Source organism: Paenibacillus sp. ALE3 (genome assembly GCF_054113405.1).
In genome coordinates, this window is the sequence record NZ_CM134214.1 from 3,024,160 (window position 1) to 3,048,639 (window position 24,480).

General features: G+C 45.6%; 23 protein-coding genes. All 23 read right to left on the reverse strand.

Annotated features, from left to right (window positions below; all coding sequences use genetic code 11):
- Positions 1–58: 58 nt before the first annotated feature.
- Positions 59–4,375, reverse strand: a complete 4,317-nt coding sequence (locus ACXHJ2_RS13050) for a PolC-type DNA polymerase III (RefSeq protein WP_013370717.1) — start codon at positions 4,373–4,375, stop codon at positions 59–61.
- A 199-nt stretch (positions 4,376–4,574) separates the two neighbouring features.
- Positions 4,575–6,023, reverse strand: a complete 1,449-nt coding sequence (proS, locus tag ACXHJ2_RS13055; RefSeq protein WP_013370716.1) for a proline--tRNA ligase — start codon at positions 6,021–6,023, stop codon at positions 4,575–4,577.
- Positions 6,024–6,073: 50 nt separating this feature from the next.
- A complete protein-coding gene (gene rseP / locus ACXHJ2_RS13060; protein WP_165080179.1) occupies positions 6,074–7,345 on the reverse strand; it encodes an RIP metalloprotease RseP in 1,272 nt (423 codons plus the stop codon).
- A gap of 107 nt (positions 7,346–7,452) precedes the next feature.
- On the reverse strand, positions 7,453–8,592 hold the full coding sequence (locus ACXHJ2_RS13065) for a 1-deoxy-D-xylulose-5-phosphate reductoisomerase (RefSeq protein WP_165080004.1): 1,140 nt from the start codon (positions 8,590–8,592) through the stop codon (positions 7,453–7,455).
- A 145-nt stretch (positions 8,593–8,737) separates the two neighbouring features.
- Positions 8,738–9,529: a phosphatidate cytidylyltransferase gene (locus ACXHJ2_RS13070; RefSeq protein WP_165080006.1), complete on the reverse strand. Its 792-nt coding sequence runs from the start codon at positions 9,527–9,529 to the stop codon at positions 8,738–8,740.
- Between the two features lie 17 nt (positions 9,530–9,546).
- A complete protein-coding gene (locus tag ACXHJ2_RS13075) occupies positions 9,547–10,314 on the reverse strand; it encodes an isoprenyl transferase (RefSeq protein WP_165080008.1) in 768 nt (255 codons plus the stop codon).
- A gap of 85 nt (positions 10,315–10,399) precedes the next feature.
- On the reverse strand, positions 10,400–10,954 hold the full coding sequence (gene frr, locus ACXHJ2_RS13080; protein ID WP_014599669.1) for a ribosome recycling factor: 555 nt from the start codon (positions 10,952–10,954) through the stop codon (positions 10,400–10,402).
- Positions 10,954–11,682 (reverse strand): UMP kinase, encoded by a 729-nt coding sequence (pyrH, locus tag ACXHJ2_RS13085; RefSeq protein ID WP_013309918.1) that lies wholly within the window; start codon positions 11,680–11,682, stop codon positions 10,954–10,956. Before pyrH ends, frr begins: the two co-directional genes overlap by 1 nt.
- 120 nt (positions 11,683–11,802) lie before the next feature.
- On the reverse strand, positions 11,803–12,453 hold the full coding sequence (gene tsf / locus ACXHJ2_RS13090; RefSeq protein ID WP_013370709.1) for a translation elongation factor Ts: 651 nt from the start codon (positions 12,451–12,453) through the stop codon (positions 11,803–11,805).
- Positions 12,454–12,585: 132 nt separating this feature from the next.
- Positions 12,586–13,284: a 30S ribosomal protein S2 gene (gene rpsB / locus ACXHJ2_RS13095; protein WP_013309916.1), complete on the reverse strand. Its 699-nt coding sequence runs from the start codon at positions 13,282–13,284 to the stop codon at positions 12,586–12,588.
- A gap of 469 nt (positions 13,285–13,753) precedes the next feature.
- Positions 13,754–13,930 (reverse strand): hypothetical protein, encoded by a 177-nt coding sequence (locus ACXHJ2_RS13100; protein WP_238791361.1) that lies wholly within the window; start codon positions 13,928–13,930, stop codon positions 13,754–13,756.
- Positions 13,921–14,595 (reverse strand): MFS transporter, encoded by a 675-nt coding sequence (locus ACXHJ2_RS13105; protein WP_185156504.1) that lies wholly within the window; start codon positions 14,593–14,595, stop codon positions 13,921–13,923. Before ACXHJ2_RS13105 ends, ACXHJ2_RS13100 begins: the two co-directional genes overlap by 10 nt.
- Positions 14,596–14,873: 278 nt before the next feature.
- Positions 14,874–15,521 carry an endolytic transglycosylase MltG gene (locus tag ACXHJ2_RS13110; protein WP_040101557.1) on the reverse strand — a complete coding sequence of 216 codons (648 nt, stop codon included), beginning with the start codon at positions 15,519–15,521 and terminating at the stop codon, positions 14,874–14,876.
- Positions 15,518–16,042 carry a DUF6115 domain-containing protein gene (locus ACXHJ2_RS13115; protein ID WP_064963102.1) on the reverse strand — a complete coding sequence of 175 codons (525 nt, stop codon included), beginning with the start codon at positions 16,040–16,042 and terminating at the stop codon, positions 15,518–15,520. The genes ACXHJ2_RS13110 and ACXHJ2_RS13115 overlap by 4 nt, the downstream gene beginning before the upstream one ends.
- Before the next feature lie 41 nt (positions 16,043–16,083).
- Positions 16,084–16,404, reverse strand: a complete 321-nt coding sequence (locus ACXHJ2_RS13120; protein WP_165080010.1) for a hypothetical protein — start codon at positions 16,402–16,404, stop codon at positions 16,084–16,086.
- An 81-nt stretch (positions 16,405–16,485) separates the two neighbouring features.
- On the reverse strand, positions 16,486–17,895 hold the full coding sequence (locus ACXHJ2_RS13125) for a DUF342 domain-containing protein (protein WP_165080012.1): 1,410 nt from the start codon (positions 17,893–17,895) through the stop codon (positions 16,486–16,488).
- A 44-nt stretch (positions 17,896–17,939) separates the two neighbouring features.
- Positions 17,940–18,728 carry a FliA/WhiG family RNA polymerase sigma factor gene (locus ACXHJ2_RS13130; protein WP_025677638.1) on the reverse strand — a complete coding sequence of 263 codons (789 nt, stop codon included), beginning with the start codon at positions 18,726–18,728 and terminating at the stop codon, positions 17,940–17,942.
- A 14-nt stretch (positions 18,729–18,742) separates the two neighbouring features.
- On the reverse strand, positions 18,743–19,156 hold the full coding sequence (locus ACXHJ2_RS13135) for a hypothetical protein (protein ID WP_013370699.1): 414 nt from the start codon (positions 19,154–19,156) through the stop codon (positions 18,743–18,745).
- A 2-nt stretch (positions 19,157–19,158) separates the two neighbouring features.
- Positions 19,159–19,656, reverse strand: coding sequence for a chemotaxis protein CheD (locus ACXHJ2_RS13140; protein WP_165080014.1), 498 nt, complete (start codon positions 19,654–19,656; stop codon positions 19,159–19,161).
- Entirely contained in the window at positions 19,649–20,275 is a 627-nt protein-coding gene (locus ACXHJ2_RS13145; protein ID WP_013370697.1) for a chemotaxis protein CheC, read from the reverse strand. Before ACXHJ2_RS13145 ends, ACXHJ2_RS13140 begins: the two co-directional genes overlap by 8 nt.
- A 3-nt stretch (positions 20,276–20,278) precedes the next feature.
- Positions 20,279–20,740 (reverse strand): chemotaxis protein CheW, encoded by a 462-nt coding sequence (locus ACXHJ2_RS13150; protein WP_013370696.1) that lies wholly within the window; start codon positions 20,738–20,740, stop codon positions 20,279–20,281.
- Between the two features lie 62 nt (positions 20,741–20,802).
- Positions 20,803–22,899, reverse strand: a complete 2,097-nt coding sequence (locus tag ACXHJ2_RS13155) for a chemotaxis protein CheA (RefSeq protein ID WP_040101563.1) — start codon at positions 22,897–22,899, stop codon at positions 20,803–20,805.
- A gap of 33 nt (positions 22,900–22,932) precedes the next feature.
- The gene (locus ACXHJ2_RS13160) at positions 22,933–24,477 is read right to left on the reverse strand and encodes a chemotaxis protein CheB (protein ID WP_165080016.1); all 1,545 of its coding nucleotides are present in this window, start codon (positions 24,475–24,477) and stop codon (positions 22,933–22,935) included.
- Positions 24,478–24,480: the final 3 nt, after the last annotated feature.

A 24,480-nucleotide genomic window follows, 5' to 3' on the forward strand; every position in this document is an offset into this window, starting at 1 on the left:
ATTATAACATAACCGTAGTTATGTGACAAGTGCCAGAGCTTGACTACTGTGGTTCAGATTAAAACAGAGACAGCTGATTACTCTCTGGCAGACCTCGAAAGCATCCCATCTGGGACAGCATTTCGACAATCGTTTTACTAGCCTTCGATTTCTGTTGAAAATCCTCAACGGACAAAAATTCACCTTGTTCACGGGCAGCTGCGATGTTACGTGCTGCATTATCTCCAATACCCTGAAGAGCTCCGAACGGAGGAATGAGCGAGTCCCCATCCACTTTGAAACGAGTAGCTTCGGAACGGTACAAATCAATGGATTTAAAACTAAACCCGCGAGCCGTCATTTCCAAAGCCATCTCCAGGATTGGAAGCATCCCTTTTTCTTTAGGTGGCGCCTGAAAACCAAGCTGCTCAATTTCGACAATCTTCCGTGCGATCGCATCATACCCCTGACAGCACAGGTCAATATCAAAATCGGCTGCACGTACTGAGAAGTAAGTTGCATAATACTCGATCGGATGATACAGCTTGAAATATGCTGTACGCACGGCTGAAATAACATAGGCTGCAGCATGCGCCTTCGGGAACATGTACTGGATTTTTAGACAGGAATCAATGTACCACTGCGGCACCTTGCATTTTTTCATTTCTTCAATCCATTCGGCACTAAGTCCTTTACCTTTACGTACGCTCTCCGTAATTTTAAAGGCCAGACCTGCATCCATCCCCGCCTTGTAAATCAAAAACAGCATGATATCATCCCGACAACCAATTACGGTCTTGATGTTACATGTATTATTTTTAATCAACTCTTGTGCATTCCCTAGCCATACACCCGTCCCGTGAGACAAACCGGATATTTGCAGTAAATCGGCAAAAGAACTCGGCTGCGACTCTACCAGCATCTGGCGTACAAATTTTGTCCCCATCTCTGGTACACCATAGGTGGCGACAGGCGTGCGAATCTGCTGCGGTGTTACACCGAGTGCCTCCGTGGAATTGAACATGCTCATCACCTTGGGATCATTCATTGGAATGGTCGTAGGGTCAACCCCGGTCAAATCCTGAAGCATTCTCATCATGGTCGGATCATCATGGCCCAGAATATCGAGCTTGAGTAAGTTCGCATCAAAAGCGTGATAATCAAAATGCGTCGTTTTCCATTCCGAGCTCGTATCATCAGCCGGATACTGCACCGGTGTAATGTCCTCGACCTCAATATAATCGGGAACAACAACGATCCCGCCCGGATGCTGTCCGGTACTACGTTTTACACCCGTACAACCAGAAGCCAACCTGTTCAGCTCGGCTCCACGCCATTTTTTATGATGTGCCTCTTCATATTTTTTGGCAAAGCCAAACGCCGTTTTCTCAGCAACTGTACCAATGGTCCCTGCACGGAAAACACTTTTTTCACCAAACAGTACTTTTGTATAGTTATGGGCAACAGGTTGATATTCACCAGAGAAGTTCAAGTCAATATCGGGAACTTTATCTCCTTTAAAACCGAGGAACGTTTCAAAAGGTATATCCTGTCCCTCACCCTTGAGCTTGCCACCGCAATTCGGACAGTTTTTATCTGGCAAGTCAAAACCGCTCGGCACACTTCCATCCAAAAACCATTCGCTGTGTCTACATTCAGAATTACCGCAAATATAATGGGCGGGCAGTGGATTTACCTCAGAAATACCGAGAAAAGTAGCAACTACAGAAGAACCAACAGAACCCCGTGAACCTACCAAGTATCCATCCTGATTAGACTTTTTAACCAGACGTTCAGAAATGAGATAGTTAGCGGAGAAACCATATTTAATAATAGGTTCCAATTCTTTTTCAAGGCGAGCTACAACAACCTCAGGTAAGGATTCACCATAAATGGATCGAGCCGTCTCATAGCATGTATTACGAATTTCCTCGTCTGCTCCGTCCAGCAATGGCGTAAAAAGCTTGTCGGGGAACAGTTCCAGTTCTTCAAAACGCTCTGCCAGCTCACTAGTGTTTTTCACAACGACTTCATACGCTTTTTCCTCACCCAAAAACTCGAACTCTGCCAGCATTTCATCCGTTGTCCGCAAATGAGCATCTGGCTTTCGGATGTCCTTTAGCGGGCTAAAACCGGTAATGCCATGAATAGTAATATCACGGTACAGCTTATCGCGAGTTTCCAAATAGTGAACATTGCCTGTAGCAATTACGGGCTTATCAAGGCGTTTTCCTATGTCGCATACTTTGCGAATGGCCGTTTTTAGTGCATCAGGCCCGCTTACAAGCTGCTTTTCCACCAGATGCATATACATCGTCAAAGGTTGAATCTCCAGCACATCATAAAACTGTGCAATCTCCTCGGCTTCTTCCTCGGACTTGTTTAACACAGCCTCGAAGAATTCTCCTTTTTCACAGCCAGAAATAATAAGCAATCCGTCTCTCATCTCAGACAATTTCGATTTAGGAATACAAGGCACACGCTTGAAATATTCGGTATGAGACATGGAAACCAGCTTGTACAGATTTTTTTTACCAACCGGATTGAGAGCATAAATGCAGCAGTGGAAAGGACGAACAGTCGATAGATCCTTACCTACATAATCATTCAGACGATCGAGCATTTTTAATCCCTTAATTTGTTCCGCATCATTCAGCAAGCCATTCAGCACTTCAGTCAGTGCGACTGTATCGTCAATAGCACGGTGATGACTTTCTAGTGCCACTTTATATTTGCTCGTCAACGTATTCAGACGATGGTTTTTCATTGTTGGAAACAGTAAACGAGCCAGTTCGAGCGTATCCAGTACCGGATTGGTCATTTCGGGCAAACCCATCTTTCGAAGGGTGGCCTGGATAAAGCCGATATCAAACCGCGCATTATGGGCAACCAATACAGCATCGCCAGCAAAAGCTACGAACTCCTTCATAACAGGTTCCACATCCGGCGCATCCTTGACCATTTCATCGTTAATGTTGGTCAGTTGCTGAATGTTGTATGGTATACGTTCATGCGGATTGACAAAGGTTGCATAACGATCAATTTCCTTGCCCTCATGCATTTTAACAGCAGCAATCTCTATGATTTTATTTTGTGTAACTGATAGACCGGTGGTTTCAATATCAAAAACGACATAAGTCGCTGTTTTCAAATTTAATGGCTGTGCCTGCATTACAACCTCAACAGCATCATTAACCACATTGGCCTCAACACCGTAGATCATCTTAATGCCATTTTTCTTTGCAGCCTTAGCGGCATCAGGGTAGCATTGCACACCGCCATGATCGGTGACCGCAATCGCCTTGTGCCCCCATTTGGCGGCTGTTTTGACATATTGATCAATCGAGGCGACAGCATCCATTGCACTCATCTTTGTGTGCAGATGAAACTCAACCCGTTTTTCCGCTGCATTATCCTTACGTCCGGGTGGAGCCTGTACTTCAACTAGATCGGAAGGAATCATAACCAGCTCGGGAATTTGCATAAAACGGTCATATTCAACTCTTCCCCGCACTTTGACCCATTTACCATTAGCCAACAGACTGAGAATTTTTAGATCTTCTTTAGTTTTAGCAAACATTTTCATTTGCAGGGAATCACTAAAGTCGGTCAAATAATACGTAAACAATGTACTGCCATTGCGCAATTCTTTACTGTCCAAACCGAAGATTGTTCCTTGTAGGGTGACTTTCTTTTCTTCGTCCTGAATCTCTTGCATCGGAATAGCCGGTTCTTTGATGTCATAACCAAATTGAAGCCGTACGTCTCCTTCTTCTTCTTCCAAAGGCGGCATCTCGGATTCCATACTTTCCATCATCTGCTGAATAACTTCGCGTTCTTCTTGCATCTTCTTTTCCTGGAATTCCTGTAATGCCTCCTGGTTACTTTCACCCACCTGGACTTTAATGCGCATAGAGATCCCAAAATATTTATCGTAAAACTTAATAATAGCTTGATCTATCTGCTTTTTGCGCGCCAGTTCCAATGACATACTATCGCTCATTGTTAGTAATAATAGACCGTCTTCCCACTCATGCACAGCCCGGTTCATCCAACCGTTAACAGATGGAATTTCACGGTGCACCCACTCTAAAAAAAGCTTCCAGTATTCACCGATAATATCACCAGGTTGAACCTGCTCACTGTACTGAAAGCGGAATGTGATTTTAGCGATATGGCTCATTTTTTCCTGTACTTGAATACAGAACGTACGATACACCTGAGCGGGGACCAGTGTCTCTTTGGCAATAGTGATATTCCAATCCTTGTTGGTACGGCTAATCTCAACCTGATCAATCCAACCGTCCAAAAAATAAGGATCAACCACTCCCGCCGGCATTACAACCTGCTTCATCAGCAGCTCCAGCCGCTTTCTCTTTTCTTCAGCTCCGCCCATGGCTCTCCCCCCAATTTCCAATCTACCATTCTGAAAACATGAAAAGCTTCTGCGTCTAAAACATCTCCGACCGCAAAAGCTTTTCGTAGCCTTCTTCAACCCTCATCACAACGATATAGATAGTCCGGAATATTATCCCGTAACAGCTATTCCTGTTGGCGAAGAGAATGAAGTAAGTATAGGGTATTGCTCTTCTTTATTAGTACGCCCGTGCGAACACTACTGTATGCTTGGCTGGTTTGCCACAGCACAAACATGTGGTCTTTTGCTCAGTTGTTTTAAACGGTATGTTACGGCTTGTAGCGCCTGTCACTTCTTTAACTTTGTCTTCACATTCTTCAGATCCGCACCAACCAGCCAAAGTAAAGCCACGTTTTTCTTCCATGAGAGTCTTCATTTCATCCAACGTATCGACGGAATAGAAGTTTTCTTCCATGAAGTTCTTCGCACGGTCAAACATCTCTTGTTGTACCTGTGCGAGCATCGCGTGTACTTCTTCAAGCAGATTGTCCTGTTGTACAATTTTCTTCTCACCGCTGATACGGGATACGAGAACACAGACACCGTTTTCCATATCACGAGGGCCGATCTCCAGACGAACCGGTACACCGCGCATTTCATATTCATTAAATTTCCAGCCTGGACTTACATCACTGCGGTCGTCCATTTTAACACGGACACCCGCTTGTTTCAACTCAGCAAACAATTCATCTGCACGAGCGATAACTGCATCACGTTTCTTAGGTGGTCCAATAGGAACCATAATAACCTGCGTAGGTGCCACTTTAGGAGGCAGTGCAAGACCACGGTCATCTCCATGGACCATAATTAATGCACCGATCAAACGTGTACTTGTTCCCCAAGATGTCGTATGCGCGAATTCCAGGTTGTTTTCACGACTCAAATATTTAATATCAAATGCTACGGCAAAGTTAGTTCCCATATAGTGGGATGTTCCAGCTTGTACCGCACGTCCATCTCTCATCATCGCTTCCAGTGAAAATGTATCCTTCGCACCTGCGAACTTTTCAGAAGGTGTTTTCTGTCCAGTTATAACCGGAATAGCTAGAACTTCCTCGATGACCTCACGATAAACTTCCAGCATTTTCATCGTTTCTTCACGTGCTTCTTCTTCTGTTTCATGAGCTGTGTGACCTTCTTGCCACAAAAATTCACTTGTTCGCAAGAAAGGCAGCGTACGTTTTTCCCAACGCACCACATTAGCCCATTGGTTAATGAGCACAGGCAGATCACGATAGGATTGAATCCATTTGGAGTACATATGACCGATCATGGTTTCCGAAGTTGGACGGATTGCGAGACGCTCTTCCAGCTTTTCCCCACCAGCCTCAGTCACCCATGGCAGTTCAGGATTAAATCCCTCCACATGCTCTTTTTCTTTTTGGAAAAAGCTTTCTGGGATAAACATTGGAAAATAAGCATTGCGATGTCCCGTTTCTCTGAAACGTACGTCCATAGCTTCCTTAATGTGCTCCCAAATCTCAAAACCATCGGGACGGAATACAATACACCCGCGAACCGGCGAGTAATCCATCAGTTCTGCTTTTTTAATAACATCAATATACCATCGGGAAAAATCTTCGCTCTGCGGCGTGATTTCCTCGACAAACTGTTTATCGTTCGACATAGAAATGCATGTCCTCCCATACAGACCATTTTTATAATGTCCGTCTCTAATTAACCATTAATTAAGCGTAAAATATCGTTATACGTGACCGCAATCATAAGTAGGAATAGCATAGCAAAACCAACGAAATGGACCATTCCTTCCCTGCTCGGATCAACAGGACGTCCTCTTACCGCCTCAACCCCAAGGAAAACAAGTCTACTTCCATCCAAAGCCGGAATAGGCAATAGATTGAATATCCCCAGATAAAGACTCATGATCGCAGTCCAATATGTCAACTGCTCAATGCCTTGCTTAGCAATTTGTCCCGTCACTTCAAAAGTACGTACGGGGCCTCCCAGGTCATTGATAGAAAAACGTTGGATAAGCTGGCTAAATCCTTGAAAAATAATATCTGTCGTTCTGACCATGGATTGTCCGGCAAATTTGAATGTTTCCCCAACACCTGCTTGGCGTTTTGGAAGTTCAGGCACAATGCCCACCTTGCCACCCTTTTGTCCTTCCATTGCACGAGGTGTAATAGTAAGATCAAAGGTTTTATCATCACGGCGAACTGTCCACTTCATCGGCTTGTCTTGAGAATCCGCAATCAGTTTGATCATGCTTTCAACATTCGCACCAATTGCAACTCCGTTCACCGATTCAATGATATCTCCCTTATGCAAATCAGCTTCAGCAGCAGGCATACCTGCTGTAATTTCACTAATTTGAACATAAGTTGGGTTGTCCACTTGTATGCCGACCATCTGGATATGCAGACCAAACAGAATAAAGGCAAGAATAAAATTCATCAGTGGTCCAGCAAATATAGCCATCGCACGCTGTCCCACTGTTTTACTCCCATACTGTCGATCCTTCGGTGCAATTTGAATGGATTGTCCTTTGGTTACCATCATCGCTTGTGGGTGCACAGTATATTGCTGATCTTCGCCATCCACATCTAATTTTACAGTTAGCGCTTGTTCCAGATCAATATCCAACACTTCACCGCGCACAACATTCTTGCGGTTATCCAGTTGGTCCAAATAGATGGTCTTAACGACGCCATCTGTTACGCGTACAGCAATCGTTTGTCCGGTTTCAATTTCATTGACCTCCGGATCCTCTCCCGCCATGCGGGCAAAACCACCGAACGGTAGCAACCGTAGTGTAAATCGTGTCTCGTTTCTTTTATAAGAGAACAGTTTCGGACCGAAACCGATCGCAAACTCCCGTACCAGAATCCCGGCGCGTTTGGCAAAATAATAATGCCCCCATTCATGCACCGTCACTATGACGAAAAACATGAGCACCGTCATCAACACTATTTGAATCGTTTCCAATCGTTTCCGTTCCCCTTTCAATGAGATCAAGTTTGTCTTCCTAGATTATCATTATTCTCCGAACCCGCACAAGAGAATCACAATTCGTTCTTGACCCCAACATTAGCCTACAACTTCGCAGCTATAATACGAGTTTCGCGGTCACAGGTTTCAATCGCAGATAAATCAGGATCAGCCATATTGACATGCTGTTCGAGCACCTGTTCAATAATAGCTTCAATATGCAGAAAAGAAATTTCTCCACGCAAGAAACGGGCAACAGCAATCTCATTAGCAGCATTAAATGCGGTCGGTGCTGTACCACCCATTTTACCACATTCGAAGGCAAGCCTTAAACAAGGAAAACGATTAAAATCCATTTCCTTAAAGTGGAGTTTTCCTACTTCAGCCAGTGACAGAGGCTTTGCCGGAGACTTCATTCGCTCAGGGTAAGTCAATGCATATTGAATGGGTACTCTCATGTCCGGGTTCCCAAGTTGAGCAACAATGCTTGTATCCTGAAACTCGACGTAGGAGTGAATAATGCTTTCCGGATGAAGCAGCACATGGATCTGCTCATAGCTAAGTCCGAACAGCCAATGTGCCTCAATGACTTCCAGCCCTTTGTTTACCATCGTTGCTGAATCAATTGTAATTTTGGCTCCCATTGACCAATTAGGATGCTTAAGTGCATCTTCCACAGTAACTTCACGCAGCTGTTCTCTTGTCAAATCTCGAAAAGAACCGCCTGATGCTGTGAGGGTAATATGTGCCACATCTTTCATACGCTCACCATTCAAGCATTGGAAAATAGCTGAATGCTCACTGTCAATCGGCAGCAACGGCACTCCTTTCGCCCGAGCTCGCGCAGTGACCAGATGACCAGCAGTAACCAGTGTTTCCTTGTTGGCCAAACCGATCTGTTTTCCAGCCTCAATCGCGGCCAGCGTGGAGTGCAATCCGACACTGCCCATTACAGCCGTCACAACCATATCCGCCTCTGTGTTCGCGGCCAGCTCAACGAGTCCTTCATTTCCCCAGTGTAGTTCGATTCCAGAAGGCAGTAAAGGACGAATTTCATCTGCTAACTGCTGAGTACCAACAGACACTTTTTTAGGTTGATAGAGATGTGCTTGCTCAGCAAGTAACTTTATATTGGAGCCGCCTGCTAAAGCCTCAACAGTGAACTGATCTGGGTGCATGGACACCACATCCAGCGTTTGAGTTCCAATAGAGCCGGTTGAACCAAGTACCGTAATTCTTTTCATGATGCACCTTCCTATCCTGAAAATCACTTTTATCAGGAGCTCATTGTTTGTTACCCAGGCAACTATGCAGCTGCTACCATCCTTCTAATAGCGCAGGATGAACAACATAAAGGTTGATCCTGAGCATAAGTTGTAATTACCAGACTCATGGAAGCAGCATCAGCATATGTACAAATGGAAAAACGACAATCCAGCTGTCGCACCGGTCTAGTATACCACCGTGTCCTGGCAGCAGATTACCAGAATCTTTAATGCCGTACACTCGTTTGTATGCAGATTGTACCAAATCGCCCAGTTGTCCCACAACAGCACATGACAAACCGATGCCGAAGGCTTTGCCCCAGGGCAGCAGTCCACCTGATAATCCAGCGAATACCAGAGCTATAACCAAAGCTAAAACAACTCCGCCAATGGACCCTTCGACCGTTTTGTTTGGACTAATCGCAGGCCATAGCTTCGTCTTTCCTACCATTTTGCCTACAAAATATGCCCCTGCATCACTTGCCCAAATACAAGACAACAACAAAAAAGTCCATAACAGTCCATGTTCCATATGACGTGATTCCGCAATATACGAAAATCCAAATCCTATATATACAGTACCAAGAAATAGTATAGCTACCGTTTGAATTGGGATTTTATTTTTCGTTCCTACCGTAATCATCATAAACACTATCATTACCAACCAAAGCAAACTGGCAAAGGATAGCGGTGAGTGTAAACCCAGAGGTTGATATGGGAATACAAATGCTAATATGCTTACGTAGCCAAGCATTGCCGTACCTCCAAAAGGAGATACCTGCGTCATTCGTGCGAACTCATAAAATCCGATTAGGGCCATCACCAATATAAGCAAATGGTAGGCCAAGCCGCCCCACAGGACCATTGCCAAAAAGAATATGCCTGCCAGAATACCGGTAATTAATCTCTGTCTCAACGGCTTTCATCCTCCATTTACTTCAGTCCGCCATACCGTCGTGATCTTTTCTGATATTCGATCACTGCTTCGTATAAATGTTCTTTTTTAAACTCGGGCCAATAAATATCAGTAAACCACAACTCACTATATGCAAGCTGCCAAAGCATAAAATTACTGAGTCTAAGTTCCCCGCTTGTTCGAATCAATAAATCAGGATCTGGCATACCAGTAGAAAGCAACGTGTTACCAATTAGCTCAGATGTTATCTCTTCCGGCTTCAGCTTTCCATCCTCAATTTGTCGGCCCAATGCTTGCATGCATTCTGTGATTTCCAACCGACTGCCATAATTTAATGCAAAATTAAGCACAAGTCCAGTATTATTTTCAGTACGTCGAGTCGCTTCAGTCAGCGCTTCAACGGTATGGGAAGGTAAATGTTCCTTGTTCCCCATCATACGCACTTGCACATTTTTTTCAATCAGCTCATCCAGCTCAATTGCCAAAAATTCTTGAGGCAGTTTCATTAGAAAATCAACTTCGTCCTTTGGACGCGTCCAATTCTCAGTTGAAAAAGCAAATAAAGTTAAATACTTAATACCCAGTTCATCCGCTGCAATTGCTGTGCGTTTCACTGCCTTCATTCCATTTTGATGCCCTACAATCCGCGGCATTCCAATCCGTTTGGCCCATCTGCCGTTCCCATCCATGATGACAGCAACATGCTGCGGAATATTGTCTTTTGAAATGGCCGGTGTTTGCTGTTTTTGTTCCCCGTTCCACCAAGACCGAACCCGTTTGATCATTCCAGTTCCTCCAGCATTCTCTGAAAATGTGCCTCAGGCTTGAAAAGAGACAAACCCCACCGTAAGGGAGGGGCTGCCAATCTTTTTAAACTTCCATAATTTCTTTTTCTTTTGCAGCTAAAACTTTATCCACTTCAGCGATAAACTTATCAGTCGTCTTCTGGATATCTTCCTGATGCTTACGAGATTCGTCCTCGGAAATATCACTTTTCTCCATTTTTTTAATATCATCGTTTGCATCACGACGAATGTTACGAATAGCGATTTTCGCTTCTTCACCGCTCTTTTTCGTCAGCTTCACCAAATCAGTTCTGCGCTCCTCCGTTAAAGCAGGAATACTCAGACGAATGGTGTTACCATCATTCGAAGGTGTCAAACCCAAATCGGATTTTTGGATAGCGCGTTCGATATCAGCCAAAGAAGATTTGTCCCAAGGCTGAATCATCAAGGTCCGACTGTCAGGTGTATTGATATTCGCCAGCTGATTGACTGGAGTCATTGCGCCGTAATATTCAACCTGCACACGGTCCAGTAATGCTGGTGTTGCCCGTCCTGCACGCAAAGATGCAAGATCACGTTGCAATGCCTGGATTGCTTTTTGCATGCGCTCTTCAGCGCTCTTTTTCACAGATTGTGGCATTAATTTACACTCCCTTTGACGATCGTACCAATTTTTTCACCCAGTACGACACGTTTAATGTTACCTTGCTCTGTAATAGCAAAGACAATCAACGGAATATTGTTATCCATGCACAGCGAGGAAGCTGTAGAATCCATGACACCGAGATTTTTGTTAAGCACATCCAAATACGTGAGCTGCTCATATTTTTCAGCTGTGCTATCTTTAAACGGATCGGCGGAGTACACACCATCTACTTTATTTTTAGCCATCAGAATCACTTCTGCTTCGATCTCTGCAGCACGCAAAGCAGCTGTAGTATCAGTCGAGAAGAACGGATTCCCCGTACCTGCAGCAAAAATTACGACCCGACCTTTTTCTAGATGACGAATAGCTCTACGGCGAATGTAAGGTTCTGCAATCTGTTGCATCGCAATGGACGTTTGTACACGCGTAGGCACTTCAATCTGTTCCAAAGCATCCTGTAGAGCCAATGAGTTCATCACGGTTGCAAGCATACCCATGTAATCTGCCGTTGCCCGGTCAATCCCATTGGCACTTCCAGCAATACCACGCCAGATATTACCGCCTCCGCACACAATAGCAACTTCCACTCCTAGTTCCACCACGTCCTTAACTTGTTCAGCAATCGACGCAATTGTATCCGCATCAATACCGTAACCGTTAGGACCTGACAGCGACTCCCCACTAACTTTCAGAACAACACGTTTGAATACAGGTTTTTCCAAATGATCACCCTCCAATTTCATATATTTTTTATGTAACAGGATAGGTGTCCTGTTGCAAGAAATGGAACACTGATGTGTTCCATTTCTGTTTATTCATATGCAATTACCGATCGTTGGTAATTATTGTTTCACTTGAGACATAACTTCTTCGTAGAAGTTGTCTTCTTTTTTCTCCAGACCTTCACCCAGTTCGAAACGAACAAAGCGGCGTACGGAGATGTTTTCGCCAATCGTACTGATTTTCTCGTTGATCAGTGTGGAGATTGTTTTGTCTGGATCTTTAATGAAAGATTGCTCCAGCAAGCAGAATTCTTCGTAGAATTTACCGATGCGGCCTTCAACCATTTTTTCAACGATTTTTTCTGGTTTACCTTCGTTCAAAGCTTGTGCTTTCAGGATTTCTTTTTCTTTTTCAATCTCTTCCTGTGGCACTTCTTCACGACGAACATAACGAGGGTTCGATGCAGCGATATGCATTGCAATGTCACGAACAAAATCTTTGAACTGGTCAGTTTTCGCTACGAAGTCTGTTTCGCAGTTTACTTCTACCAGCACGCCGATACGGCCGCCAGCATGGATATAGGATTCAACAACGCCTTCAGTAGCAATACGGCCTGCTTTGTTGGCTGCAGCTGCAAGTCCTTTTTCACGCAGAACTTCAACCGCTTTTGTCAAATCACCATTTGCTTCTTCAAGCGCTTTTTTACAATCCAGCATTCCTGCGCCTGTTTTTTCACGAAGTTCTTTTACTGCGCTAGCATTAACTGCCATATTATTTCCCTCCAAATTTAATTTTCAGTGGTATATACGAGCTTTATTCCTTAAAAAAAGGGTAGTGAGAGGTTTTCCACCTACCAACCACCCTTTTCATTTAATTCGTATAGGTATTTCCGATCGGAAATATTATGCTGTAGTTTCTTCGCCTTGGTTAGCTTCCATAACTGCATCAGCCATTTTACCTGTCAGCAATTTAACAGCGCGGATCGCGTCGTCATTACCTGGGATAACATAGTCGATTTCGTCTGGATCGCAGTTTGTATCAACGATACCTACGATTGGGATACCCAATTTGCGAGCTTCAGCAACCGCGATACGTTCTTTGCGCGGATCAATGATGAACAGAGCACTTGGAAGGCCCTTCATGTTTTTGATACCGCCCAAGAATTTTTCAAGACGATCTTTTTCTTTACGAAGAATGATAACTTCTTTTTTAGGAAGAACAGCAAATGTACCATCTTCTTCCCAAGCTTCCAATTGTTTCAAACGATCAATACGTTTTTGAATGGTTTGGAAGTTAGTCAGTGTACCACCCAACCAGCGTTGGTTGATGTAGAATTGACCAGCGCGAGCTGCTTCTTCTTTAACGGAATCTTGTGCTTGTTTCTTCGTGCCTACGAACAGGATTGTACCATTCTCAGCTGCAATGCTTTTTACGAAGTTGTAAGCTTCCTCAACCTTTTTCACTGTCTTTTGCAAGTCAATGATGTAAATACCGTTTCTTTCAGTGAAGATATAACGATCCATTTTCGGGTTCCAGCGACGTGTTTGGTGACCAAAGTGAACCCCAGCTTCCAAAAGCTGTTTCATGGAGATTACTGCCATCTTCACGCACCTCCTAAGTTTGGTTTTTTTGTGTGTCCTCCGCCGACATCATTTTTTATAAAGACTTCCTATTGGAAGCACCCTCTATAAAATTAACCGACGTGCGTTTTTAACACCGTCAATTAATATACCATAACACTTGCAGCGTTGCAACCAGCTTTTCGACAATAGTCAAAACCGTGTGAAAAACGTCCGTACACTTCCATCTGCCTGGCTTCTTAGCAAAATGTTTGTGAAAATAAAGTGTTAGACTCTCGCACTGCATTGAACGGGCAGGATAGTTCCAATATGTACCCTATTAGCCGCATCTGTGCTAGTCTTTTATATATAGATGATGCCATGCTGGGCGTACCAGCAAAAAGCCTTGACCGACTAACGGCCAAGGCTTTTTGCACACGAATAAAATCGTACCGATTCGCGATTAGTGACCCATCATCGCCGGGTCCGGGTTGTTGGCGGTACCTTCTTCCTACTGCTGCGGTTTACGCAAAAGGAGCGACAGTGCTACAGCCGCAGCCGTAAGGCACGCGGATAGGAAAAACGTATCGCCATAACCCGTAACGACAGCATTCAGCGGATTCGCGTCCGCTCCCGCATTTGCGGTGTGGGAAGTGATTTGCGACGTCAGATAACTCGTCAGACCCACGACCGCAACGAGAGAACAACTTGCTGAGCTGCTGTTGTCAATGGTGTGACTCGGCTCACCAGGCGGCGAGGTGCAGAGTTCAGAACATGCGTGTTGAGCGGCATCATGAAGAAGCCCATTCCGAGACCCATGGTGCAGATGCATAAGATAATAACCCAGATCGAAGGATCCACAGATATATTGGACAAGATGAATAGAGAAATGGATAGGACGGCAAGACCGGCGAAGGCAAGCGGACGCGCGCCGATTTTGTCGAACAGCCGGCCGCTGATCGGGTTGCCGATTCCGGCGCATAACGCATAAGGCATCAGGATCCAGCCGGTTTCAAGGGCGGTGTAGTGCATGACGCCTTGCAGGTACAGCGGTACGATCAGCATTGCGCCGAACAACGCGAGCTGTACGATCCACGTCAAGATGATGCTGCGTGTAAAATCAGACGATTTGAACGCCTTCAGCTCCAGCAGCGGCTGCTTCTGTGCCAGTTCCACGAAGATGAAAAGGATGAGCGCAATGCCGCCGATGGTCAAGCCCGTGATCGTCGAAGCCTTGGACCAGCTGGTGCCGCCTTCGCTTACACCATACGCCAGCATGGAGAAGGCGATCGGCGCGAGGCACATGCCGATGACGTCCAGATTCGGCGCCTCATGACGGCCGGATTTCGGCAAATATTTATACCCGAGAATTAAGGCGATAATGCCCCCTCCTCGCTAGAGCTACATTGATCCGGATTGAGGGCAGTTTTAACAATACATCGTGGTGTAAGCCGCCATGAGATGACCTTTGAATTCTTCAGGGGTCTTTTTTTATGTCCACTAGCTCTGAATTGCAATAGACTATGTTGTAAGCCATTATGGGGGGGAGCATTCCCGCTTTTGAACTAAACACTAAGAAAATTCTTTATTCGCATCGAAAAAAATAAAAAGCCGTCCTCTTCCCGATTAGGTCAGTTGGACGGCTTCTTCGTTATTTTAGTAATTATAGAACTGAAATCCTCACCTTTAGCAAACTGATAGGTGCCTGTACGAATTTTGGTATTGATTTTTTTAGCCTTAGCTGCTGCCTCAAATGCACTAGCATCCGATACGACTCCAGCCCGTTCCAATCCAGATGCCACACTTCTTAAATTACTCCCCGATGCAATGCTATATTGCACTTGTGGGGTGGCAGGCTGCTTGGGAATATCGGGAGTGGTTGTAGTGCCAGCTCTTTGAGTTTGTGGCTTGTTCGGACTTTGTGGTACCGACGTGCTAGTCGAAGGCTTAGAAGCAGCCGAGGATGTGCTGTTTGCAGGTACCTTTGGTGTTGAAGGCGTTTGAGCTGGTTTAGCCTTTTGAGGTGCAACGGGAGTCTTGTTGCCTTCCTTGATCAGCTTATTACGCCATTCCTCTTCTGTCATTTTCGGATCAGAACTGTCACTGATCTGAAGATTTAACTCGGCTGCTGCCTTCTCTAGTTGTTCTCGCGTCATGTTTTTCGGGTCTGTCGAAGATTGCTGTGACTGCCCCTGACCAATTATTGCCAGTTGCAACAACAATGCCCCCATTATAAGCCCCGTACCCATGCCTAACATAAATGAGCGGTTTTTGATCATGTCACATCCTCCCGTTCCGCGAGTTGTAATATGAGCTGTACTTCGCCCCGCTGGATGCCTGATTGCTTGGCTATATAATCCACCGACTTGCCTTGCTCATGCATCGCGAACAACTCTTGATAACGATCTCGGATGGACTCTTGTTCCTGCTCAGTTTGAGGCTCTTGCAATGCCGTTTGCTCCTCCAAAGTTACGATAGAAGCTTCTGAATCTGAGTTTGGCATAGAGATGGTCGCAAGCATTGCCTGACGCTCAAGCTCCACAATACGATTCCGAAGCTCAGCTACTTGCTCCTGTAATGCTGCCTGCTTAACCGCGTGCTCCTGCTTCATACCAGATACGAGTTCAATCAACTCGTCATTGTCGTTTTCAATATCGGCCATATATTGCTCCAATGTAGCCTCAACCTTTTGAACGACGGCCTCTTCTGTTCCCCGGCTTGGCTGGCGCTTTGGCATAAGCCAGGCGTAGACAACAGCTGCGGCTCCCAGCAGAACAATATAAATCCATGGTTGATCCACTGCCCATCGTCTCCTTTTATAACGCTTCTCCACCCATCGGATCAGAGCGAAAAATCAATATGATGTCCCTTATACGGATGCTCTGCCGGATGCTCCTTAAGCAGCTCAGTTTCATCTGAGCGGGAGCGACTCTGCTGGGAAGAATCTCTGCTCTTCTCACCTGTTTGCCTCTCACCGACGAATGTTTCTGCAGACTGGTCTATGGCACCGCTTCGCTGACGCATGTTCTCCGTCTCCAGCGCAGTCTTTTGTCCAAGTAATGCCTGGTCATTCATCGGTCGCTGCTGAGACTCACTATAGTATTTCCCTGCTTCACTAGTGCGAGGTACAGCAATTTGCAATTCAACAGCCTTCAAGCTCATTGGACCACACCCTTTCCGATTGGGCATCCGTATCAGACTACCAAGAAATATAATAAATTGAATTATTATCACTGTAATGAATTACATGTAGGAGGACATGCTGATATCTCCCTCATGGTAATAAAACGCCATTCTTTCCAAAGAATCTTTAATAAATTTTGTATATCTGCCGATAACTATCTTAGAGCCACCATAAATCACATTTTTCACTTCTACCCGGGCGCGGCTCGTATCTTCTAAAGTTCGTTCTATTTCAAGCATTCTGGACTTGGTTTCCAAAAGTTCCTGTTCATTGGATTTTTTAGTAGATGTCAGCTTGATTCGCATAGCCATTCTATCAGGTGCGAGCTGACCGGCAGCCGCTAGCTGATCCAATATTGTGAGAGCCTTGTTCGTTTTATCCTGGCTGTCTGTCTGCTGCTTCAATCGTGCGCGGAGTTCTGTCAGCTCATCACGCAGTTCGGGAAGCACACCCACTTCGATATTGGTAGCTGTGGACATCGTATTACCGACGGTACGAGCCACTACCTTTTTACCAGCTTGTACACTGCCACCTACGATAAGCCCTTTTGTCCCTTCGCAGATTACATTATTACTCGCTTTGATCTGGGAATGCATGATACTCTGGGATACAAGTACATCGGCTCCCGCGATCACGTTACCATCTTGTATAAACGAGCATTTCACATTTTGTGCAGCTTTCACGAATCCTTTATGGTATCCGATAATACCCCCGCTGATTTCCACTGAGCCATCCGCCTCAATTTCAGCGCCTTCCACACCGCCAATGACACGAATGTCACCAGCCGCCCGAACGCGAAAACCTGTCAAGACATTCCCGCGAATGACGACGGTTCCAACAAAATCAATGTTACCGACGCTATAATCGACATCCCCGTTCACTTCATACACAGGGAACACATTAAGCTTGCCCTTTTCAGTTGTAGTCACTAAACCATCAATAGCCGCATACATCGCAACGCCTTCCGGATGGATCACTACATTTTTGCCAACTTTAAAACGCGCCTCTTTACCTGGAAGAAAAGGAATTTCCTCTCCGGTTACAGCAATCCCTGGTACACCCGGCAGAGGATCCACCCGTTCGGCAATCAGTTGTCCACGTTTTACATTTTTTAAACGAGTTAATTCTTTATAATCCACCCGTCCATCCACAGTTTCAAGTGGCTTATGTTCATCTTCACCGGTCACAATATCGGCCAGATTTATTTTCCCATCTGTACCATGAATCGGCTGCTTTCCTTGAGCAATCAGTAATTTCCCGAAGAAATGATCTTCCGGATTTGCCGCAAATGTGCGAATTGCATCGGTAATTACACCGTAGGATATTTTTTGGTTGCTTAGAAAACGTTCTAATTCTTGCACAGAACAGGCAAAGCCTTCTTCACGTTTGGCAAACTCCAAGTAGGCGGATTGTTTGTCAGGTGAGACAACCACTTTTAAAAACTGATCCAAAGCATACTGCTTCTCCACATGGGTGCTCCTTCCGTCTAACTGTTACTGTAACCTCCCGTACGTTAATCTTTACGCATTAGCAAATCCCGTTGTTTGTCCAGTGTCGCTCTCAGACGTAATATTGCTTTGGAATGCAACTGAGAAATTCGCGAAGGAGAAAGTGACATGACCTCAGCAATTTCACTGAGTGACAGATCCTCGTAATACAATAAAGAAACAACGATACGCTCTTTTTCAGTTAATTTATCAATGCCTTGTGCCAAGGCATCACGAAGTGTGAATTCATTGACCTTATGGTCCGGATTTTTCGCCTTTTCGTCCACCAACAGGGAAAGCCGTGTTTCCGACTCTTCTTCGCGGATCGGGTCCTCCAGTGAAACAATCGACATCACGGCGACCTCCTGGATCATACTTTGAAACTCTTTCTCGGAGACGTCCAAATAATGACTCATCTCTTCGTCGCTTACTGTACGTAAATATCTTTGTTCTAGATGCTGGTAGGCGTCTTCGATTTTTTTCGCTTTTTCCCTAACTGAACGAGGAACCCAATCTCCTTGACGAAGGCCATCCAAAATTGCTCCACGAACACGCCAAGAAGCATACGTCTCAAACTGCAAACCACGCTCATAATCAAATTTCTCTAAAGCATCAATCAAACCCATAACACCGTTGCTCGCCAGATCATCCTTGGATACATTTTTAGGTAAGCCTACTGCAAGACGGCCCGACACATACTCCACAATATGAAGATACTTTTCAATTAACTGTTTCTTCGCTTCCTTGTCACCGTGTTCTTTCCATTGCTCCCACAGGTCGGAATGGTTCAAATGAGCGGCTTTTCGCTCGTTCATCGGCTTCACCCTCCTTATTTGTCTGTCAGGTGACGAACGGCCTTGGCCAATTCTTCAGGGTCCTTGTTGGAAACCAGCTTGGGTGGGTTTAAAGGTGCAAAACCATTATTCCCCTCGTCCGTCTGCTCTGGTTTCGGTTTCAGCAATTCATTCAGGTTTTCATTTTCGTCTGGTGTCGTCAGGTCCAGATTTCCCCCTACGCCATCTACCTGAGAGCTTGCCCGGTCTTGGGCATTACCCAGATCTGGCCGCGCTACCACACCCAGTGTCCAGCGCAGCACAAATGCAAGTAGGAACCAAAAAACGAAGGCGATTAAGCCACGAATTAAGCTCGTGGTCAGCAGATTGCTGCCAACGGACAACACAAAAGTCAGAATAAATCCGACTACTCCAGACCAAAGATTAATGCGTAAGCTACCAAATAACATGTTTATAATTCCTTTACACCTTTTTGTACGCTTCGAATATTCAAAACGCCAGTTTCAGAGTTTAACTCAATCGTTCGTCCATAATTGCCACCCGTATCTTCCGCAATTAAAGGAATGCCCAGATCTACAAGCATTTCCTTGCACGATTCTACATTGCGCGGGCCAATCCGCATGGTGTCTCCGCTACCCGCAAAGGCAAACATTTGCGCTCCTCCTGCCATTTTGGCAATCAGTCTGCGCCGTCCAGCACCCAGTTTCAACATTCGCTCCAACAACTCTGGCAGTGCTGTATCTGCATATTTGGCAATATTCAACTGCCCTTCACGCGCAATATCCGAGGACGGTAACATCACATGTGCCATGCCTGCCAGTTTCAAATGAGGATCATAGAGGGTCAATCCGACGCAGGAGCCAAGTCCTGTCGTGCGAATCGAGTTCGGGTTGCTGGTAACATTTAAATCTGCCATGCCGACTTTAATGATGCTTTTATCCTCAATCATCGTTCATCGGGACTCCTAACGACCTAAAGATTTTCCCGAACGATTCTGGATCAGGAATCAGGAAAAATTGACCCTCAATATGATTCTGCCCTTCCAGAAACGATGTGTCAATCAATAAAGCAGCATCCCCCATCTGCCCAAACTGCAGCAGTCCGTAGCTGAGAATGGCTCCTGCCATATCCAGTGCCAGCGCAGGGACTGTTGGATACATGGATAAACGTGTGAAATCCGCCAACGAAGAAAGGTAGGAGCCTGCTAAAATGTTACCGATCTCCGACAGAGCTGAATGCTCCATTTCGTTAAAGCTATCCTCGTCATCCGAAGGAATATTCGCCAAACGGGAAAGTAAGCTTTTCGCCGCCTGAGGTTGCAATATGAAGAATAGATTACCAGGGGCTTCCCCTTCGACTCTAAAAAATATTGCAACAACAAGTTGTTCATTTCCGCCGACTTTGTCCGCAATTTCCTCAAAGGGCAGCATTTGCACTTTAGGTACACCCATATCGACTGGTTTATTGAGAAGCCGGGAGAGCGCTGTAGCAGCGTTCCCCGAGCCAATGTTGCCGACTTCTTTCAATACATCCAACTTGAAGTCTTCAAGATTTCCTAGATTTTCCATATATTAATCCTCTAAACCTTCCAGTTGGTTCATTTCGCTACGGTTCAAAACTTCGGACAAGTTCAGCATAATCAACAGGCGTTCTTCACCAATTTTAGCAACTCCGCGAAGGTATTTTGCCTTAACTCCGCCAACCACTTCCGGTGGTGTCTCAATGTTGTCAGTATTCAGGTCAATTACATCATTCGCTGAATCCACGATAAAGCCGACTTGCATTTCGCCCACAGCAACGATAATAATACGGGTTTGATCGGTATATTCAGCTTCAGGTAATCCAAAACGGCCACGAAGATCAATAACCGGAATAACCACGCCTCTCATGTTGAATACGCCTTTAACAAAATCGTAAGTTCTCGGAACTCGTGTAATCGGCACCATGCGTTCAATAGATTGGACTTTTTCTACTTCAACACCGTATTCTTCTTCACCAAGCTTAAATACGATAACTTTAATTTCTTCTCCCATGTCTAAAAACCCTCCTTATTGATGTCAGCAATCTCACATTTCTTTCATTTTTAATGAAGACATTATTTAATGAAAACATTCGGGTCAATGATCAAAGCAACCTGACCGTCACCCAGAATCGTAGCACCTGAAATTCCTTGGATGTTTGGAAGATACTTGCCCAGATTTTTAAGGACGATTTCACTTTGTCCCAAAAAGTCCTGTACGGAAAGAGCTGCCAGACGGTCTCCCTTACGGATGACCACGACCTCTGTCTCTTCTTCTTCATCTTCGTTGAAGTCCGGTACCTCAAACAGCTGACTCAAGGAGATAAGCGGGATATGAGAATCGCGGAAAGCAATCATCTTATTGCCATGCACAGAACGGATTTGCTTACGTTTGACGATCGCAGTTTCCACAATGGAAGATAAAGGAATCGCATATTTTTCAGAACCGATCTGTATCATCATGGCTGCAATAATGGATAGAGTCAGCGGCAATTGTACAGAGAAATTAGTGCCCTGGCCCAATGTGGAGTGAACCGTAACATTACCACCCAAAGCAGTGATTTTGGATTTAACAACATCCAGACCGACACCGCGTCCTGATACGTCTGAAATGACTGCAGCTGTACTAAAGCCTGGAGCAAACAATACTTGATAAGCTTCCTCGTCGGTCATTGAAGCTGCTTGTTCTGCTGTCAAAATCCCTTTGGAAATAGCACTGTTTAGTACCTTTTCACGGTTAATCCCGTTCCCATCATCCTCAATCTCGATAAATACGTTATTACCGCTATGAAAAGCACGCAGTTGAACCGTTCCAGTTTCTGGTTTGCCAGCTGCAATCCGGTCGGCCACTGACTCGATGCCATGATCCACGGAGTTACGAAGCAAATGCACCAGAGGATCGCCAATTTCGTCGATAACAGTCCGATCCATTTCAGTCTCTGCTCCAGTAATAACCAATTCCAGTTTTTTATCCAGCGACTTGGCCAGATCGCGAACCATACGCGGGAAACGGTTGAAAACAGTATCTACAGGTACCATCCGCAATTTAAGAACAACATTTTGCAAATCACTGCTCACACGACTCATATGCTCAACCGTTTCTGTCAGTGCTGGATTGGAAGCCTCACTGGCTAACTGTTCTAAACGCACACGGTCAATGAGCAACTCGCTGAATAAATTCATAAGTACATCCAGACGTTCAATATCTACGCGAATCGTACGGTTGTGCGTAGGAGCAGCCGCCTTGGCTGCTGGCGCTTTACCTGCAGCTGGCTTGGCGACAGAGGCCGCAGCTGAAGACTGCGGCTGGGATGGAGCGGTTGGCTGCACGGCAACTGGTGCTTCCTGTACCGCCGCTGTCTCAGCGAGTCCAGCAGTAACTTCGCTCATTTGTTTAAGGGATTCCTGATCCAGTTGTACCACTGAGACAGTGTCAATTTCAGAGATACCCGCGATTTCCTTTTCCAGCTCCCCAACTTCTTTCTGCGTTATGTAATATAACGAGAAGCTTTGTTCGAATTTTTCCTGCTCGATATCCTGTACGGATGGATAGGCCTTGACAATTTCACCAGAGTTTTCCAATGTGTTAAATACCATAAAGGCACGTGCTGCCTTCAGCTGGCTCTCTGAACTGATTGTTACCTGTATATAGTGAACACGATGCCCTTCTGAAATCGATTGCTCCAGTACAGAATACTGGAATTGGTCCAAAACCAATCCAGCACTATCGTTAGTGCCCGCTTTTGTAGAAGGAGACTCCTCAGTGGCGGCATTTGAGCCGGACTTTAGGAAATCCCCGCTCACGATGGATTGTAATGAAGATACAATAGAGGAGACATCCGCTTTTCCATCGCCTCCCTCTGTAATGTGCTGCACCATGGATTCCAGGGCATCCAAACCTTTAAATAAGGTATCGAATATAAATTCATGCATCGCCAGCTTGTTGTTACGTACCAGATCAAGAACGTTTTCCATTTGGTGAGTGAGCGATGCCAGGTCTTCAAACCCCATCGTAGCAGCCATTCCTTTGAGGGTATGGGCAGAACGGAAAATCACCTGAACGATGCCTAGATCGGTTGGGTTGCTTTCCAGTTGAAGCATATTTTCGTTAAGAGATTGCAGATGATCATTCGACTCATCAATAAACATGTTTAAATATTGGTTCATGTCCATTGTGAGACACCTCCTCCATGAGTTACACTCCGATTATTTCACAACTTGTACAAGCTTGGGGGCGATCTCCTGCATTGGCAGAAGGTGGCGCACACATTTTAATTCAACTGCTGAGCGGGGCATTCCGTACACTACACAAGTCTCCTCATTTTCAGCAAATGTGGATTGAACCCCAGCGTCATAAAGCTTTTTCATCATTTTAGCCCCGTCGCTCCCCATTCCAGTAAGCAATACTAGATGTCTTTCCAGCGAGGTTAACGAGAGCAGTGATTCGAACATCGTATCTACGGAAGGACGGTGACCATTGCGAGCCTCCTCCATCTTCAGTGACACAGTGTATTTACCACCGGCTCCAGGCACAATTCTTAGCTGATATCCCCCTGGAGCGATGTAGGCTGTTCCCGTCTCCAGCGTCATCCCCTGCTCAGCCTCCACCACTCGTAGTGGACTCAACGTATTCAACCGTTGGGCTAGCGAACGAGTGAAGTTTGGCGGCATATGCTGAACGATAACGATTGGAGCTGGAAAATCCCCAGGGATGCGCTCCAACAGCGTCTTCAGCGCCCGTGGTCCGCCCGTAGAACATCCGACCGCCACCAGTTTTCGAAAGCTGGACGTGTGTACACCTTTTTTAAGTGACAATCCCTTTGGTGCGGCTGGAACTGTAGGTGCTGTTACTGGAGGCGTTGTAGCCGCAGGAGTGGAAGAAGCTGATGAAGTTACCGTCTTCCGTGATTCCGGCTTGACCAACCCTGCTTTATCCTTACCCTGCATCGATTTGCCAGCGGTCGGCTCAGAGCTCTTCAGTTGTCCCGACGTTATTCCCGTACCCATGGACAAGTCTTCTTTCTTCTGCACATGAGGCACTTGCACTGGTTTCCTTGGCTGAACAGCTGGCTTGTCTATGCGATCAGCTGTAGCAGCTGTTCCAGACAGCTGTTTTTTAGTTTCCTGCTTGGCAGCTGTTGGGACGGACTTCCCAGCATCTTTCTTTGGCTGAGCCGATGCAGCAGGTGGAGAAGCAAGCGGAACAACAGGAGGCTTGTCTGCCGAAGCTTGACTTCCAGTTCGTTTCTCAGTCACAGCCTGTCCAGGTGGCTTTTCCATTGGCGTTTTTTTCGCTTGTTCCAATGCAGCTTTGCGTTCATTAGCTTCCTTGCGCTCCAAGCGGCTGCGTACTGCTTGCATAGCAGTATGCATCTGTTCGAGCAATGCCTTGCTCACCTGCTCAATATCTTGCGCATGAGCGATGGAAGGCTTTCTTATAAAATCAAAAGCCCCTGCCTCCAAAGCCATGATGGTCTCCTTCATGCCTTGTTCATTGATGCCTGACAGCATAATGACAGGTAGCGGATGGGCTGCCATAATCAGTGGCAACGCTTCAAGACCATTCATTTCAGGCATTTCGACATCCATGGTGACCAAATCAGGCTGCAATTCTTTCACTTTCTCTACAGCCTCTCTGCCATTGGCGGCTGTACCTACGATGTTGAACGACTCATCCCTTACAATTAGATCTGTAATAATTTTGCGCATAAAGGCCGAATCATCTACAACCAGCACCCGGTAAGCACACATGTT